Consider the following 17,088-nt stretch of genomic DNA (forward strand, 5'->3'; position numbering starts at 1 on the left):
TTAATCTATGGCGCGAACGCCCTCCACATAGATGTTGATTTTTTCGATTTCCATGCCGGTGAAATCTTCAACTTTATATTTGACGTTGCTGACAAGGTTGTCTGCAATTGTACTGATATTTACTCCATAAGCAACAATAACATGGAAATTCAGGCGGATCTTGTTTTCGTCGGTGATATTTACACTGATACCATGTTTCAGGCTGTCTTTGCGAAGCAGTTTGACAAGGCCGTCCTTTACGCTGACTGCGGCCATTCCGACAATACCGAAACATTCCACTGCTACACTTCCTGCATAGGTGGCGATTACGTCTGTATCAATGACGATCTGCCCCAATCCGGAATCTATACGTCCACTCATATAGGTACCTCCAATTTTTTAGTATGCATGTATTATAACCTTTTTTTGCACAAAAAGAAATATTAATTTTGAGAATTTCTATTTTTTACTTGCAAAAGGTAAATTCATCTGTTAAAATAAAACCTGTTGAAAAAAAGCGTCAAGGAGGTGCTATCATGGCTAAATGCGCAGTTTGTGAAAAAGGTGCTTATTTCGGAAATAATGTAAGTCATTCACATAGAAGATCTAATAAAATGTGGAAATCTAACGTAAAATCCGTTAGAGTTAAAACCGCTGCTGGCGGTGCACAGAAGATGTATGTATGTACTTCTTGTCTGAGATCCGGAAAAGTAGAAAGAGCATAAGATTTCATGATTATGAACGATAAGTAAGGCACGGGAAGATTGATCCCGTGCCTTTATTCGTTGCAAAAAGCGGAAAAGCATCATCTGCTTTCCGCCCTCATCTGCAAAACATATGGTATCCGCACAGAAGACAAAGTCCGGCAGAAATAACAATGATCACATTTTCAGAGATCAGCATACCGATCACCATACCGATTCCAATGCAAAACAGCATCAGACCCAAAAGTCTTCCCACAATCCGAACCTCGTCTTAAGAGCTTATAATATTATATGCAGAAAAATTTTCGGGAATACAGATTTCTGTATATGCTGTATATGATTTATGCTTCTTCGTTCTCGGCTTTGGTGCTGCTGTCTGCAGTCGTATCATCTTTGCCGAATCCACTTGCAAAACGGTCTACAAAATCCGGAACCATATCCAGAACTTTGGTAAGTCCATCCTGATTTTTGACATTTACAAGCTTCGTGGAACCGTTCTGGATTACAAGTACGGCACTTGGTGTCAGCTTTCCGGTCATTCCGCCACCACCGTTGCTTTTTTTGTCTCCTTCGAATGCACCGGCACCTACGCCAAAAGAAACATCCACCAGTGGAAGGATGATAGTGTCACCTACATGAATTGCCTCTCCCACTACGGTTTTTGCGGAGATGAATGCATCCAGTCCTTTAAAAAGAGAGTTTACAGTATCTTTGAAATTGTTTTCGCCTGACATAATCAGTCCTCCTTATGTTTATGCTTCCATCGTCTGATGACATATTTGATATTCTTATTAAAATACAGCTCCAGAGCGGTCTTTATAAGGAATACTCCATAGATCCGTCCTTTCATGCTGATATTTCCTTCAAGTATATTTTTATCCTCAAATACAGGAGTTACGGAAATACAGTTTTTGTGAAGCGGAATGGTCATACCGAGAACGGCAAGTACACTTCCTGTGATGGAAGGATCCGTGCTTCCCATAGTAAGCTTTCCCTGTATTTTTGTCGGAAATACATGACGGAGCAGCTTTATGAAATGATCTTTTACGAGAGCAATCGCAGCTTTGACCCGTGGATGCTCAAGAAAATCTCGAAACATGTTTATTTTATCACAGATATTTTTGATTGTTAATGTGAAATTTTCGATGTTTTTTGGTATCCCACATAATTTTTGCCAAAATCTCTGAAGTGTTTCAAACAATGCGCGAAGCTTACGCCCTAAACTGTAACACAGATTTTCAATCTTCCGGATCAGACGCTGCTGATCTTCGGAATCTGTCGTATTTGAAAATTCATCTGTCGAAGAATCTGTTGGGGAATCTTCTCCGGAGACGGAATTCGCAGTATGGAAAGTGTCTGTAAAAGCTTGCGAATCTGGTAGTGACTTATATGTTCTTACATCTATGGAATCTTCTGGTATAAGTGTCTGTCCGTTGGTCTTAGAGATACCGGCTGTTCTCTGCCTTTTCTTCTTGCGTTCTCTAAGATAATTCAATAATCTGAATACGGGGATTCCCAATATTCGAAGTTCATATCCGGTATTTCGGTCTTTGTAATCAAGCCGAAATGAGATTCCTCCGAAAAGCCAGCTGATCCTTGCGCTGGCAGATGCATCGAAAAAGGAAACACCCTCTTTGGCTGCACTGGCCTGATAGCGTATCGGACAAAACAGTATAAGAAGAAGTACCAATACGACAAGTCCCAGCAGAATTGCAAGAAACATCAATATGAATTTTATCAGTATCCACAGAATATGTAGCATAAATTCACCTGTTTTTCCAATATTCTTTTACTTCAAATCCACCGGTTTCAGAGAAGATTGTCCGGATCATTTCTGTAACAAGATCCATTGCTTCTTCTTTTCCTTTGGCAATGCCTACGATTTCCGGGCACATATCAGCGGCACTTTCCTGAATGAGGGTCAGCGCAGGTAGTATTTCCAGAAGATTACGGGGATTATCTGATAAAGTGATCAGATAAATGCCCGGAACAGGGTTTCCATGTTCCAGACGGCGGCGGATGCGAGAGCTGTTTTTGACACCCGATCCGGTATAATAGTGTTTGTGCCATTTCAGCATACTTGTTTCTGGCTCCTTCTGTGAAGAAAATAGTGTTTATAAAAGGATGCCCCCTTTTATAAAATTTAAACGAAAAAATAAACAGGGCTGCGAATGCTACAACCCTGTTATGGATACATCTTATGCAGAGCAGTTATACTCTGCGCTGTTTCCCCCAGAGTCCCTGACTCCGCATTTCCAGATATTCCTGATATGCTTTTTCTACAATCTGTTTCTCGTTGGAGAAACGGAGAAGATGATAGATTTCATGGAATTTGTAATATCCGGAATCTACAAAAAATTCTTCTCTCTGAGGTCTGCTATGATAATTATCAGCCGTCATCAGATACCAATGTACTTCTTTTGTAACGATATCTTCAGGTACAGTAAAATTATAGTGGCTCTTGCCGATGTATTTTACGACGGTCGCCCTTACTCCTGCTTCTTCATGTACCTCGCGTAAAGCAGTTTCAATGTGTGTCTCGCCCGGCTCTACGGTTCCTTTCGGGAGCACCCAACCTTCATAACGGTTCTTATAAGATTTATAAAGTGCCAGTATCTTACCTCGATAAATTACCACACCGCCACAGCTTGTTGCTTCTATCATTTTGCAATTTCCTCCTGTAATGCGTGTGAGTTTCATATCTTAAACTGCATATAGTATAACTCTTTTTTGGTCGACTGGCAACTATTTATCAATTATTGCTAATCAAAATGATAAGCATCAAAAAGATCTGCTGCAATCGGTACGGCTGCCTCGCTTCCGGTACCACCACCTTCAACGATTACTGCAACAACAAGATCGGGATCATCGACGTTGGAATATCCGATGAACCAGGAATGACTGGAACCATTTTCGTCATATTCTGCAGAACCGGTCTTTCCGGCTGCTGTATAACCTCTGCCGTTTAAGGCAGAAGCAGTACCACTTTCTACAACGCCTTTCATAAGTTTGCCGAGAATTGCTGCCTCGTTGCCTGTCATCAGACGTTTGTACGTAGTCGGCTCGGTAGTTTTGATGGTATCACCGTTCGCATTGACGACCTTATCAATCAGATACGGCTTCATAAGAACGCCATTGTTTGCAATAGCGCTTGTAATGAGTGCCATATGCATCGGAGAAACAAGGGTGTTTCCCTGACCGATGGCAGTCTGCATGATCAATGGAATGCCGGAACTTCCATTCAGTGAGAAACTGCTCTTACGATAAGAATTAAGTGGAAGTTTTTTATTAAACAAAAGATCTTCGCTTGTTTTTAACAGAGATGCGCCACCGAGTTCTGTACCGATCTCAGCAAAGGCACAGTTGCAGGAATTGGCAAATGCCGTATAAAAATCTTCGCTACCATGCACGTTACCGTTGTAACACTGGATAGTATGTCCTTCTTTTGTGATGCTTCCCTGACAGTCAAAAGAAAAGCCGTTAAAACTTCCGTGTGTGCGGAAATAATCAAGAGCAGTGACTACCTTAAAAGTTGATCCCGGAGGATACTGTCCCATGGTAGCTCTGTTGAGCAGACTGCTGTTGGTTTCGTCGTTTACAAGACTGTCCCAGTTTTCGGAAATCGTGTTGGGATCGAAATCCGGTTTACTGACCATTGCAAGTATCTTGCCGGTAGATGGCTCAAGTGCAACAACGGCTCCTCTTCTGTCACCTAGAGAATTATATGCAGTGGTCTGAAGGTCAGCGCTCAGAGTAGATACTACGCTGTCACCGGTATTTTTGGTTCCCATAAATTCATTACGGATCTGATTCAGGAAAAATTCGTGTGAAGAAAGCAGCTGAAAGTTTGCTTCGGATTCAAGGCCACTTTTTCCATTGGTATCATATCCGACTACATGTGCAAATGTATTACCATAAGGATAAGAACGCTCTTCTGTTCCGTCTTCGGAAACATTGGTCTGAGCAAGTACTTCGCCGTCGGAGGACAGAATACTGCCACGGACGACCCGGTCAGAAAAAGTATCCTGACGTGTGTTGTACGGGCTATTGATAAAATCATCACTCTTTATGGTATTGAAATAAATAAGATAACCGATCAGTCCCATAAAAATAGCCACGAAAAATACAGACACACACGTGTAGCTTCGGTTTCGGGCGCGACGCCTTTTAGATCTGGCGCGTTCTTCCAATTTCCTCTCTCTCTCTGATTCTCTGTATTGCCTCTTGTCTTCGTTTCTCAAATTCCTCGTCCTCGTCTTCTCTTAAAATATAAAGTCCCTGAATGATTGCAAGCATCAGGATCGTACATAATAATGAACTTCCGCCGTAGCTTACAAGAGGGAGTGTTACACCGGTCATAGGGATAAATTTGGTTGCACCACCGATCGTAAGAAAAACCTGAAATGCATATTCCGTACCAAGTCCCAGTGCAATCAGTTTATAAAAAGGATTGATGATACGCAGTGCAATGTTTACGATCATGAGGAAGAAACTCATGCATACAAGAATCAGGCAGATTGCAAAAATGCCACCAAGTTCCTCGCAGATTGCACTGAAAATAAAGTCATTTTTGACAACAGGAATAGATTCCGGGGAACCCTGACAAAGCCCCATGCCAAACCATCCACCGGTTCCGATTGCAAAAAGTGACTGTACGATCTGGTAACCTTCATTCTGATAAACAGCCATCGGGTCTTTCCATGCGCTTACTCGCTGACGGACATGCCCGAAAAGATGATAAGCCACAACTGCCGCACCGGAACCTCCGACAATACCAAGTCCGAGATAACTGACATTTCTTGTGGCAACATAAACCATAATAAGGTATGCGGCAAAAAAGATTACAGCACTTCCAAGATCTTTAGAAAGTACCAGAATTCCGACGTGGAGTGCGGCAACGACTGTTACCTGCACAATGGCACGAAAACTGGTGCCTCTCGATAAAAAGGACGCCATAAAGAATACGAAAGTAATCTTGATGGCTTCGGATGGCTGTACCCCCATAAGAGAAAGCTTTGCACCGTAGCTTGTCCTTGCAAGAGCAAAAACTGCACCAAGCAGAACGATACCGATTCCGGCATAAACCCATGTCAGCTTACGCAGGAATCGCATTTTTCGGATCATTACGGGAATGATCAGCGCGATACCGCTGGCTCCGGCTGCAATCAGAAGCTGTTTCTGTGCCGCGGAGATATCCAGCCTGCACAACATGATAAAACCGACGCTTAAAAGCATACACATATTATTCAGAAGAAGTATAGATGCTTTTTTGTAAAAGAGACGGTACAAAATCTGTATTGTAGCAAAAAATAACAACATTTCCGCATAAAATTCTACAATCTGGAAGTTGAAGGTTTTCAGATAGATTACCAGAAATGCAGTGAAATCAATGAAAAAAATTAACAGAAGCTGCTGACGCAAAAGTTCGTTGCGCTCCTCCTCATCAGGCTGGCGTACTGTATAAAAACAGTGAAACGTATAAATGATCATCAACGTCAGGATGATATATTTGGAAAGTTCTACTATTACATTAATCATATGCCCTATTCGGCTCCTCTTTTAAAATGTCCTTTTGTGTAATTTCGTTCTGCCGGAATTTTATGATGAAGGTAGACATCCAGAAATTCCTGAAGGATTTTACCCGCCTGAGCTGGTGATTCTGTAGTAAAATTCAGACGTAAATCCTGAATTCCGAGGTTTTGTACTTTGGCTGATTCCTGCAGAAGTCCAAGCGGAAGGCTGTTATAAAGGATATTATAACAATACTTTTCTTTTGCTGTAGTTCCGGTTTTCCATGGGTGACAGACACAGATGCTGCAGAATTCCTTATCATAACGGTCTTTCAAAACCATTGACTGTTCACTGCAGTCACAGCCTTGCGTGTTTTTTCTGATACATTGTGCGGAAAGCATCAGAGGGGTACTGCCATACAGAATCATTTCGCTGCCGGCATTGTTGCGGTGACGAAGTTCTTTCTCGTTGAGTTCATAAGGAAGCGTATTTCTAAGAATATTTTCGCTTTCCCAGAATGCGATCGCCTCATCATTCCATGTATACATGGAACTGTCCAGAATGCAGTATTTTTGCCATCCAAGTTCTTTTAGCATTCCGTAGGTCTCGAGATTCCGCACGAGAAAACCCTTCAATCTGCCATCAGAAAGCCATAAACGACAGGTATCAAAAAATCCTTTTGGTGCGCGACCCCGGGTGATATAAGGAAGTGAAAGATACAGCTCTTTTTCTTTATATATGCCAGAGTTTATCAGTTCTTTCAGCGCATCATAATATACATACAGTCCGGATATTTCAGGATTTTTGCAAAGTTCTGCTGCCTGCTCTCTGGTTTCGCAGGAAACCCGGAATTTAAGTGCTTTTTCTGAAAGAGCAGCATCCTTAGCTGTACTGTATCGGATCTGACCGGAAACAGTACGTTTCTGATTACTGTAAAGACTCTCTTCGAGAAGCTGTATGGCATTTCTTCGAAGTTCATTCAATACACGGATTGGAATAAAAATCTGATCTCCCATCTCTATATCCAGAGAATTCCAGATAAATGGTGTGTTGCCGAGCTTTTCCATCTGCTGTCTGATTCGTGGCTCGGCCATCGGCTGATCTTTGGCAAACTGTACTTCTTCTGCTGTTGCAGTGACATGAGCGTTACGGCAGGAAATATCAAGCATTGCCGGAGCACCCGGATACAGGATCAAAGTCCCGCTGACAGGCTCTTTACGTGAAGGAAGTGCTTCAGGAAGCCCTTTGGATTTTTTGTCGTTTGTAAATGCCATCATAGAAGGACCGTTTGACTGCCTGTAATATCCCTGACAGGAGCCTCCACGGCTGAAAATATCAAGGAGGTACTGACGATCCTGATCTGTGACATGATAAGGATCGCAGGTATTAAGAAGTATATCCAGATATTTCCGATACATTCCGGTGACAGCAGCTGTATATCCCGGCTGTTTCATACGGCCTTCTATTTTCAGTGAAGTGACACCGGCACTTATGATCTCCGGTAAAAGATCAAGGGTACACATGTCTTTGAGACTTAAAGGGCAAAAATCTATTTGTGTTTTGTAATGATGTGCCTCAGGGGTGCGTACCTGATAGGGAAGACGACATGGCTGGGCGCATCTTCCGCGGTTTCCGCTTCGGCCGCCAAGCATGCTGCTCATAAGGCACTGACCGGAAAAACTGTAACAAAGTGCACCATGAATAAATGCCTCGATTTCAATAGGACTTGCCTGATGCATGGCAGACAGTTCTTCAAGAGACAGCTCTCTGGCAGCAACCACACGGGTAGCACCCTGGCTTTCCAGAAATTTCATTCCTTCAGGGCCGGTCACAGTCATCTGTGTACTGGCATGAAGATGAAGTTCGGGAAAATTATTACGGATAAACTGAAATACTCCGAGGTCCTGCACAATGACTGCATCAAGTCCTTCTTCATATAAAGGGCAAAGGGAATCATATAAACGTTCTTTCAGTTCTCTGTTTTTGAGAAGAGTGTTTACGGTCAGATAAAGCTTTTTTCCGTGAATGTGTGCGGTATGGATTGCACGGATCAGTTCCTCCTGTGTGAAATTGCGGGCATATGCTCTTGCACCGAAGTCCGGACCGCCGACATAAACGGCATCGGCACCTGCGCCAAGGGCTGCTTCAAAGGCTTCATAAGAACCTGCCGGTGCAAGAAGTTCGATTTCGTGTGTTATATTCAAAATATACCATCCTTTTCTAAAAGCAGGATTTAAACAAATAAAGAGGACTACCGAAGCAATCCCCTTCCTGTTTTACTTAAGCAATTTGTCAATTTCCTCATTCAGGCTCTTGACTTTATCTTCAAGAACCTCATTCTGATGCTGTGCTTCCTGCTGCTTTTTCTCTGTTTCTTCGATCTTCATGCGAAGCGCGATGAGTTCGTGCTTCAGCTCGTACATTTCCTGATCTTTCTGCTGAAGATCCTGTTCAAAAATTTCAGCCTGCTTTTTTGCTTTGAAATAGTCATCTGTGACATTCAGACTCAGTAATGTATGTTTGGTTTCGGCGGACTGACGGGAATACCCCGGCATTTCGCTCAATTCTGCCATTTTATTATTTATATAAGATGCAACTTTCTGGAAATACTCCTCAGATTCGTAACCTCCCAGAGTGAAGATCTTGCCTCCGATTACTACCTGCGCCGTATTTTTGACTGCCATAACAAGCCTCCCGTGAATTTGTAGTTTCTTCCAATCATTATAATCGAATTTTGTAGAAATGTATAGGAATTTTTACGAATTGTTTTCAAAAATGTGTTCCAGCGCTAATCGTGCGCGGGTTTTTCAAAGCCAAGATGCTCATAAGCCAGTGCCGATGCAGTACGGCCACGCGGCGTACGGTTCAGAAATCCATTCTGCAAAAGATATGGTTCATATACATCTTCCAGAGTTCCGGCATCTTCACCGATGGCGGCGGCCAGTGTCTCGAGACCGACCGGACCCCCTTGAAAATTGACGATCAGAGTCTGTAGAATACGGCGGTCAATCTTGTCGAGACCGTATTGATCTACTTCCAGAAGATCGAGTGCAAATACAGCTACTTCATAAGTGATCCGTCCGTCGTATTTTACCTGTGCGAAATCACGCACTCTCTTGAGAAGGCGGTTTGCAAGACGAGGGGTACCTCTGGAGCGCTTGGCGATTTCAGCAGCTCCCCGTGTATCAATTTCCACTCCGAGAACTTCTGCGGAACGAAGAATAATGGTCTGCAGTTCTTTTTGGTCATAAAATTCCAGATGATGCATAACTCCGAAACGGTCACGCAAAGGTGCGGATAACAGACCGGCTCTGGTCGTAGCACCGACCAGTGTAAATTTCGGAAGGTCAAGACGGATGGATCTTGCAGAAGCCCCCTTACCGATCATAATATCAATTGCAAAATCTTCCATAGCAGGGTAAAGCACTTCTTCTACCTGACGGTTCAGACGATGAATTTCGTCGACAAATAAAATATCACCTTCCTGAAGGTTGTTCAGAATGGCAGCCATTTCACCGGGCTTTTCGATTGCAGGACCGGAAGTAACTTTCATGTGTGTGCCCATCTCATTGGCAATGATGCCGGATAAGGTGGTTTTACCAAGTCCGGGAGGTCCGTAAAACAGTACATGATCCAGTGCATCGTGACGCTGTTTTGCAGCTTCTATATAAATTTTAAGTGTTTTTTTTGTTTTTTCCTGACCGATGTATTCGTCCAGTGTCTGAGGACGGAGATTACCTTCCAGGGGAAGATCTTCTTCTATCACATCGGTGGTGATCATTCTTTTATCCATTGCTAGTCTTTACTCCAATCAGAAGAGTTTCAGGGCGGCTTTCAAAAGTCCTTCTACGTCGTCCGGTGAGACATCGGTGACTTTACGGACGGCTTTCATAGCTTCTGTACTGCTGTAGCCGAGGGCAACCAGAGCTTCTACGGCCTCTTGTCTGCCATCATGAAGGACAGAACCGGAAATGTCAGCAGCTTCCTGTTCGTGGGCAAGCTTTTTCTCGAAAGCATCTTCAAGTTTCAGCTTGTCTTTCAGTTCAAGAATCAGTTTCTGGGCAGTCTTCTTACCAATGCCAGGTGCCCGGGAAATCGTCTTGATGTCATCGGAAAGGACGGCAAAACGAAGTTCATCTGCAGTGAGCCCGGCAAGTACTCCAAGAGCTGCCTTAGGGCCGATACCGTTGACGTTCAGAAGCAGCCGGAACATTTCCAGATCATCTCTGGAAAGAAAACCATATAACTGCATGGCATCTTCTCTTACATGAAAATATGTATGAATCTTAACTTTCCCATCTGAACGTGATGCCTGTTCGATAGATGAACCTGTCATAAAAATCTCATATCCGATTCCGCCGGCTTCCAGAATAACGGAATTTTCCGTGGTATCGGCTACAAGACCGCGAATAAATGAAATCATGCTGTCTCTCCTGTAATTTATAGAATCCGTAAAACTTACTCTCCCAATGATAACATAGGAATCTGTAAAAAGCAAACATCTATTCGGATAAATCAGCGGACACTCCGGCATGCAAAAATCCGGCGAAGGAAAATTCCTCCGCCGGATCATTCAGGCTGTACTTAAAGAATAACGTGTCTCGGGCATGCTTCTTTACATGCACCACAGTTTGTACATTTGTCATAATCAATATGTGCACAGAAGTCTGTAACAGTGATCGCACCGTTTGGACAGGTCTTCTCGCATTTCTTGCATCCGATACATCCGATCTCACAGGCTGTTGTTACTGCTTTGCCCTTTGCAGTAGAACTGCATCCTACGAATGTCTGCTGTTCGTATGGTGCAAGTTCAATCAGGTGATGCGGACATTTGGCGATACATTTGCCGCAGGCCTTACATGCTTCGCGGTCAACGACTGCAACACCGTTTACGATATGGATCGCATCAAACGGACAGGCTTTTACACAGCTTCCGAATCCCATACAGCCGTAATTGCAGGCTTTGGATCCGCCGCCCGGGATAAATGCCATCATTTCACAGTCTTCTACACCGGTATAAGTGTAATTGTCGTTTGTCTTTTCGCAGGTACCGGTACATTTTACAAATGCAGCCATGCGGGTGGATTCTACAACTTCCTGTCCCATGATTCCTGCGATCACTTTGCCGACTGCTTCTCCGCCTACCGGACAGGCATTGACAGGTGCTTCGCCTTTTGCAATCGCTGCTGCCAGACCGTCGCAACCGGGATATCCGCAGCCACCGCAATTGTTTCCCGGAAGGGCTTCACGAACGGCAACTTCACGTTCATCTGTTTCAACAGCAAATTTCTTGCCGGCAACGCTCAGGAAAATACCGATAAAGAGGCCGACGGCTGCAACAACTACAGTTGCGGTAATAATTGCTCCAATATTCATAACGACGCCTCCTTAAATTAATCCTGAAAATCCGAAGAATGCAATCGCCATCAGACCTGCTGTAAGAAGTACAGTAGGGAATCCTTTGAAAGCTTCCGGAATATCATTATATTGAATTTTTTCACGGATACCGGCCATCAGTGTGATAGAAATCGTAAAGCCTACTGCTGTGGCAAATCCGTTGATGGTACCCTGAAGAATGTTGTATTCGTCCTGTACGTTTGTAAGTGCAACACCAAGAACTGCACAGTTTGTTGTGATCAGAGGAAGGTATACACCAAGTGCCTGATAAAGAGACGGAACACATTTTTTGAGGAACATCTCTACAAACTGAACCAGTGCGGCAATGATCAGGATAAATACGATTGTCTGCAAATACTCCATGCCTGAAGGAACAAGGATGAATTTGTAGATCAGTCCGGTAACGAAGGAAGACAATGTAATAACGAATACAAGGGCTCCACCCATTCCGACTGCTGTCTCGGTCTTTTTGGAAACACCAAAGAAAGGACAGAGACCAAGGAACTGACTCAGTACTACGTTATGGACAATGGCAGAGCTGACAAGGATAATCAATAATTCTTTCATGCCTGTTTGCCTCCTTTACACATGGTATTGTTGCAGGAATCACAGCCTGAACAGCAGCCACATCCTTCACTTGGATCAATTCCACGTTTTGCTGCGCCGACTTTGAATTTGTTCTGAAGTGCGGCAAGCATGGCAAGAACGAAGAATGCACCAGGGGCAAGGATAAAGATTGTGATTGGTTCATATCCCATTTTGCCGTCAGCAGCAAGAGGAAGGATCTGCTGTCCGAAGATCTGGCCTGCGCCGAGAAGTTCACGGACTGCACCGATACAGGTGATGCTTAAGGTGAATCCGAGGCCCATTCCAATACCATCAAAGAGGGACGGAATTGGCGGATTTTTGGAAGCATATGCTTCGGCACGGCCAAGGATGATACAGTTTACTACGATCAGCGGGATGTAAATACCGAGTGCGGAATAAAGACTCGGGATAAAGCCCTGCAGGAGCATCTGTACGATGGTGACGAAAGATGCTACGACAACGATAAATGCAGGCATACGTACGCCGTCCGGAATGAATTTTCTCAGAAGAGAAATCATCAGATTGGACATTGCCAGAACTACCGTAGTGGTAAGACCCATTCCGATACCGTTGATTGCAGATGTTGTAACAGCCAGTGTAGGACACATGCCCAGTACAAGCACAAAAGTAGGATTTTCTTTAATAATACCGTTTACAAGACGTTCGGCAGGTGTGTTTGCTTTCATGACTCTGCTCCTCCTTCCACATACCGAAATGCACAGAGACCGGCATTCACACCGTTTGTCATGGCATTTGTTGTAATGGTTGCGCCACTGATGGCATCAATCTCGTCATCGGTGGAAGCGCCTGTTTTTGTGTAGGTGAATTTTTCTACATTTTTGTCTTTAAACTGATTTTTGAAATCGTCTGTAGTGGCTTTCATACCAAGACCGGCGGTTTCGCTGATGGATAAGATGGAAATTCCATTCAGTGTTCCATCATTCTGAACACCCATTGCAAACTGAATGTCTCCACCGTAACCTTCAGAATCGGTAATTGTAAATGCATATCCAAGAGTTTCACCGGAAGCATCTTCTGCTACCATGATCTCATCGATCGTCTGAGCAGAGAATCCGTTGTCATTAAGATATCCAACAAGATCTTCTGCCTGACCTTTGTCATCAAGAGAATATTCGCTGAAACTGGCAGCATCTTCGAAAACAGTCTTGTAAGCTTCCTCTTTGGATTTTTCGGCCTGAGCCGCAATCGGTCCGGCTGTGATATCCTGTACGACACCGAGGGCAAGACCAGCTACCAGAGTGATCACTGTAATGGAAATGGTATTTTTTAAGATTGTATTCATGCTTTTTTACCTCCCTTTCCAAAGGCAGCAGGCTTAGTCGCTTTTTCAATGATCGGAACCAGAAGGTTGCAGAAAATGATCGCATAGGAAACACCTTCTGCAGAACCGCCGAAGAGACGGAAAACAGCAGTCACAATACCAAGGCAGCAGCCATATACAAGCTGACCTTTTGGGGTGATCGGTGTGGTGACATAATCAGTTGCCATGAACCATGCACCGAGCATCAGACCGCCTCCGAAAAGATGGCTGAGCAGGTAATTTCCATCGAATCCCATTCCGGAACCAAGCATGTAAAGGATTACAAATACGGTAAAACTTCCGATGTATGTAAGCGGTACTTTAAAATCGATCACTTTAAAAGCAAGAAGGATCACTGCACCGATCAGAATCGCGATTGCAGAAGTTTCACCAATTGTTCCGTGAATATTACCGATAAACAGATTTTTGACAGGAATAGAATCTGCTGTAAATCCGCTGTTTTTGAGTTCGGCAAGTGCAGTTGCACCTGTAACGGTATCGATACAGTGGTATCCGTTGAGCTTGTCCACTGCGAAATTGGTCATTTTGCCTGCAAAAGAAATCATCAGGAAACATCTTGCAGCAAGTGCCGGATTCATAAAGTTCTGACCGAGCCCGCCGAAAAGCTGTTTTACTACGATAATTGCAAAGGCACTGCCAAGTACCGGCATCCACAGAGGAATCTGCGGTGGCATGTTGAGCGCAAGCAGAAGGCCTGTTACTACTGCACTGAAATCGTTGATGGTGTTCTTTTTATGCATCAGACGGTTATACAGCCATTCAAAGAAAACACTGGATGCAACTGTCACAAGTACAACAAGAAGTGCACGGAAGCCGAAGTTCCAGATGCCAAACAGTGTGGTTGGAAGCAGCGCGATCACAACGAGCTGCATGATTCGGCTGGTTGTCATTTTGTCCCTGACATGGGGATTAGATGATACGTTATACATTTGTTCCATTTCTTTTCCTCCCCCTTATTTCTTCCTGCGGCTGGCAAGAACCATTTTACGCATGGATTTGATGCTCTGGGTAAGCGGTCTCTTTGCCGGACAGATATAACTGCAGCAGCCGCATTCGCAGCACTCCATACCATCCATTGCTTCAAAACCTGCCATGTCACCACGCTCTGCCAGTTTGGCAAGACGGGCAGGAAGAACGTGGCCGGGACAGACACTTACACAGCGTCCGCAGTTGATGCAGGCTGTCTGGATCTCCTGTGCTTCGGATACAGCATCATGTTCAAGGAACAGGAATGCAGAAGTTGTTTTTGTGCATGGTACGTGAAGGTCATATAAAGCAAATCCCATCATAGGACCACCGGAAATTGCTTTGGCAATTTTGGCTTTCAGTCCGCCGGCAGCATCTATCAGTTCGGACATATCGGTACCGGAAAGAACGAGAAGGTTCTTTGGCTCTTTAATGCCATCACCGGACATGGTAACAACACGGCTGTTGACCGGTCTTCCGAGAATAACGGCCTTGTATACGGAGATTACGGTTTCAACATTGTCTACTACGCATCCTACATCTGCAGGAAGCATGCCGGAGTTGATCTCACGTCCTGTTGCTGCATAGATCAGGGTACGCTCACCACCCTGTGGGTATTTGGTCATGACTTCTTTTACTTCGATACGGTCGATGTCTTTGACCAGTTCTTTCATTTTTGCAATACAGTCCGGTTTGTTGTCTTCGATACAGATATAACCTTTTGCGGAATCAAAAAGAGTCAGGATAACCTGAAGTCCTTTTACGACTTTATCCGGTTCTTCGATCATACGGCGATAGTCGCTGGTGATATACGGTTCACACTCTGCTCCGTTTACAAGGATATATTCGATCTTGGAAGGATCCTTCGGCGCAAGTTTAACGTGTGTCGGGAAGCCGGCACCGCCCATACCTACTACACCGCCTTCTTTGATACGGTTCAGGATTTCTTCTTTTGTCAGATCTTCCAGACGGGTCTCCTGGTATTCGACTTCCTGATACTGCTGGTCGTTTTCAATCACGATACAGTCGACCATGGATCCGGTAGCATTCAGATGTTTCTCAATGCCTTTTACGGTACCGGATACAGATGCATGCAGCGGCACGGAAACAAATCCGCCTGCATCGGCAATTTTCTGTCCGGCAAGAACTGAGTCACCCTTTTTCACACATGGAACAGATGGAGCACCAATGTGCTGAGAAAGTGGATAGACCAGATCACCCTTTGGGAGATACTTCTCAATCGGATGGTCTTTGGATAGTTCCTTACCTTCGTAAGGATGGATTCCGCCCCTAAAGGTCAGTTTTCCCATATATTTTTCCTCCTTATTTTATAAGCATCAGTTCTGCTTATACTCTTTTCTTTTTCATGTCCGGTCACTGTCTGTTTTGTTCATATTAACAGTAACTCTAAATATACTATACATCTTTTTGGAGAAAAATTCACTATCAAATTTTCAAAATATTGTGTATAATTAAATACAATCATGAAAGGGATAAATAACTATGATTGTTAAAAAAATACCTATTTTACAAGGGTTTCCGGCACCTGACACCGTTAATTATTTATCGAATGTCAAAAACGAATTGTCAGAAAATAGCGCAATTTTTTACGATATTGAGACAACTGGATTGTCAAGATATACAGCTTCTGTCTATCTGATCGGAGCGGTGCGTTATGAGAAAAATCAGTGGATACTTTACCAGTGGATGGCTGAAAATGCAGAGGAAGAAGCTTCTGTTTTACAGGAATTTTCTGTATTTCTGGAAAATGCGGGATATACGATACAGTATAATGGAAATCGTTTTGACCAGCCTTTTCTGGAAGAACGTTATCGGAAATACAAAATGGACTCTCCGTTTGCAGGAAAAACGTCTGTAGATCTCTATCAGTTGTTAAAACCATGTCAGAGTTTACTCAAACTGGCCAGAATGAAACAGCCGGATCTGGAAAAACTTGTGGGAATTCATAACAGAAAATACGTAGATGGAGGCCAATGTATCCGCCTTTACAGGAATTTTGTAAAAAAACAGCTGCCGGAAATTGGAACAGAGGTTATGGGACATAATGAAGAAGATTTGCGGGGGCTTGGAAAAATCTTTCCGCTGCTCTCTTTACGGAAGCTTTATGATGGAGAATATTGTCCAAAGCAGTGTGAAGTGATCAATCAGGAATTGAAAATGACACTGGAGCTTCCGGCAGCGGTTCCGATAAATGTTTCTTGTGGAAATACTTCCTTTTATCTGACTGTGTCTGATCAGGAAGCAAAGATTCTTGTACATCTGAATGAAGGAAAGCTGCGTCAGTATTATCGGAATTATAAAGATTATGAATATATTTCGGGCGAAGATACGGCAATGCCAAAATCTATCAGTAAATATATGGATAAAAGTCTTCGCGTTGCAGCAACACCGCAGACCTGCTATACCTGGTTCCGATGTGACGAAAGTTTTGTAAATGATCCTGTAAAACAAATGCAGTATCTGACCCATACGCTTTCATTTTTTCTTGATAATTTGAATAAATAATCAGTGGACGCGCCACCGGTGTTTCCTTAATATGCAATGTAAAAGCCCCGACGATTTCGCCGGGGCTTTAAAAGT

20 protein-coding genes are annotated in these 17,088 nt (G+C 43.7%); 2 read left to right on the forward strand and 18 right to left on the reverse strand.

All coding sequences use genetic code 11. The annotated features are described in order from the left end of the window. Entirely contained in the window at window positions 1-360 is a 360-nt protein-coding gene (locus H8Z79_RS05065) for an Asp23/Gls24 family envelope stress response protein (RefSeq protein WP_015542685.1), read from the reverse strand. Window positions 361-515: 155 nt separating this feature from the next. Here H8Z79_RS05065 and rpmB point away from each other — a divergent pair, with 155 nt between their 5' ends. After that, entirely contained in the window at window positions 516-704 is a 189-nt protein-coding gene (gene rpmB, locus H8Z79_RS05070) for a 50S ribosomal protein L28 (RefSeq protein WP_015542684.1), read from the forward strand. A gap of 97 nt (window positions 705-801) precedes the next feature. Here the strand turns inward: rpmB and H8Z79_RS05075 are convergent, their stop codons facing one another. The 17 genes from H8Z79_RS05075 to rsxC all read right to left on the reverse strand — a co-directional run bounded on the left by H8Z79_RS05075 (window position 802) and on the right by rsxC (window position 15,797). Beyond that, on the reverse strand, window positions 802-939 hold the full coding sequence (locus H8Z79_RS05075; RefSeq protein WP_159431345.1) for a hypothetical protein: 138 nt from the start codon (window positions 937-939) through the stop codon (window positions 802-804). An 85-nt stretch (window positions 940-1,024) separates the two neighbouring features. Further along, the gene (locus tag H8Z79_RS05080) at window positions 1,025-1,417 is read right to left on the reverse strand and encodes a GerW family sporulation protein (RefSeq protein WP_015542683.1); all 393 of its coding nucleotides are present in this window, start codon (window positions 1,415-1,417) and stop codon (window positions 1,025-1,027) included. A 2-nt stretch (window positions 1,418-1,419) separates the two neighbouring features. Beyond that, window positions 1,420-2,445, reverse strand: coding sequence for a DUF2953 domain-containing protein (locus H8Z79_RS05085; protein WP_118039707.1), 1,026 nt, complete (start codon window positions 2,443-2,445; stop codon window positions 1,420-1,422). A gap of 4 nt (window positions 2,446-2,449) precedes the next feature. Further along, window positions 2,450-2,761, reverse strand: a complete 312-nt coding sequence (locus tag H8Z79_RS05090) for a hypothetical protein (protein ID WP_118039706.1) — start codon at window positions 2,759-2,761, stop codon at window positions 2,450-2,452. A 133-nt stretch (window positions 2,762-2,894) separates the two neighbouring features. Next, window positions 2,895-3,347: an NUDIX hydrolase gene (locus H8Z79_RS05095; RefSeq protein ID WP_015542680.1), complete on the reverse strand. Its 453-nt coding sequence runs from the start codon at window positions 3,345-3,347 to the stop codon at window positions 2,895-2,897. 98 nt (window positions 3,348-3,445) lie between these two features. After that, on the reverse strand, window positions 3,446-4,789 hold the full coding sequence (locus H8Z79_RS05100; RefSeq protein WP_118039764.1) for a peptidoglycan D,D-transpeptidase FtsI family protein: 1,344 nt from the start codon (window positions 4,787-4,789) through the stop codon (window positions 3,446-3,448). A gap of 61 nt (window positions 4,790-4,850) precedes the next feature. Next, complete coding sequence (locus H8Z79_RS05105) at window positions 4,851-6,221, reverse strand: FtsW/RodA/SpoVE family cell cycle protein (RefSeq protein WP_118039705.1); 1,371 nt, start codon at window positions 6,219-6,221, stop codon at window positions 4,851-4,853. A gap of 5 nt (window positions 6,222-6,226) precedes the next feature. After that, window positions 6,227-8,398, reverse strand: a complete 2,172-nt coding sequence (locus H8Z79_RS05110; protein WP_207726326.1) for a peptidase U32 family protein — start codon at window positions 8,396-8,398, stop codon at window positions 6,227-6,229. Between the two features lie 72 nt (window positions 8,399-8,470). Next, complete coding sequence (gene zapA / locus H8Z79_RS05115; RefSeq protein ID WP_015542678.1) at window positions 8,471-8,878, reverse strand: cell division protein ZapA; 408 nt, start codon at window positions 8,876-8,878, stop codon at window positions 8,471-8,473. Between the two features lie 104 nt (window positions 8,879-8,982). Next, window positions 8,983-9,987 (reverse strand): Holliday junction branch migration DNA helicase RuvB, encoded by a 1,005-nt coding sequence (ruvB, locus tag H8Z79_RS05120; RefSeq protein WP_118039704.1) that lies wholly within the window; start codon window positions 9,985-9,987, stop codon window positions 8,983-8,985. A gap of 18 nt (window positions 9,988-10,005) precedes the next feature. After that, window positions 10,006-10,617 carry a Holliday junction branch migration protein RuvA gene (ruvA, locus tag H8Z79_RS05125; RefSeq protein WP_015542649.1) on the reverse strand — a complete coding sequence of 204 codons (612 nt, stop codon included), beginning with the start codon at window positions 10,615-10,617 and terminating at the stop codon, window positions 10,006-10,008. 161 nt (window positions 10,618-10,778) lie between these two features. Further along, on the reverse strand, window positions 10,779-11,570 hold the full coding sequence (locus H8Z79_RS05130) for an RnfABCDGE type electron transport complex subunit B (RefSeq protein ID WP_178705249.1): 792 nt from the start codon (window positions 11,568-11,570) through the stop codon (window positions 10,779-10,781). 12 nt (window positions 11,571-11,582) lie between these two features. After that, a complete protein-coding gene (gene rsxA / locus H8Z79_RS05135) occupies window positions 11,583-12,158 on the reverse strand; it encodes an electron transport complex subunit RsxA (RefSeq protein WP_118039702.1) in 576 nt (191 codons plus the stop codon). Beyond that, on the reverse strand, window positions 12,155-12,865 hold the full coding sequence (gene rsxE / locus H8Z79_RS05140) for an electron transport complex subunit RsxE (protein WP_118039701.1): 711 nt from the start codon (window positions 12,863-12,865) through the stop codon (window positions 12,155-12,157). Before rsxE ends, rsxA begins: the two co-directional genes overlap by 4 nt. Continuing rightward, the gene (locus tag H8Z79_RS05145) at window positions 12,862-13,482 is read right to left on the reverse strand and encodes an RnfABCDGE type electron transport complex subunit G (protein ID WP_118039700.1); all 621 of its coding nucleotides are present in this window, start codon (window positions 13,480-13,482) and stop codon (window positions 12,862-12,864) included. Before H8Z79_RS05145 ends, rsxE begins: the two co-directional genes overlap by 4 nt. Next, on the reverse strand, window positions 13,479-14,459 hold the full coding sequence (locus H8Z79_RS05150; RefSeq protein WP_015542644.1) for an RnfABCDGE type electron transport complex subunit D: 981 nt from the start codon (window positions 14,457-14,459) through the stop codon (window positions 13,479-13,481). Before H8Z79_RS05150 ends, H8Z79_RS05145 begins: the two co-directional genes overlap by 4 nt. A gap of 15 nt (window positions 14,460-14,474) precedes the next feature. Then, complete coding sequence (gene rsxC / locus H8Z79_RS05155) at window positions 14,475-15,797, reverse strand: electron transport complex subunit RsxC (RefSeq protein WP_015542643.1); 1,323 nt, start codon at window positions 15,795-15,797, stop codon at window positions 14,475-14,477. A gap of 193 nt (window positions 15,798-15,990) precedes the next feature. Between rsxC and H8Z79_RS05160 the strand changes: the two genes are divergently transcribed. After that, window positions 15,991-17,013, forward strand: coding sequence for a ribonuclease H-like domain-containing protein (locus H8Z79_RS05160; RefSeq protein WP_118039699.1), 1,023 nt, complete (start codon window positions 15,991-15,993; stop codon window positions 17,011-17,013). The last annotated feature ends 75 nt before the right edge of the window (window positions 17,014-17,088 follow it).

The sequence above is a fragment of the Blautia intestinalis genome (genome assembly GCF_014297355.1).
GTDB classification, from domain to species: domain Bacteria; phylum Bacillota; class Clostridia; order Lachnospirales; family Lachnospiraceae; genus Blautia_A; species Blautia_A intestinalis.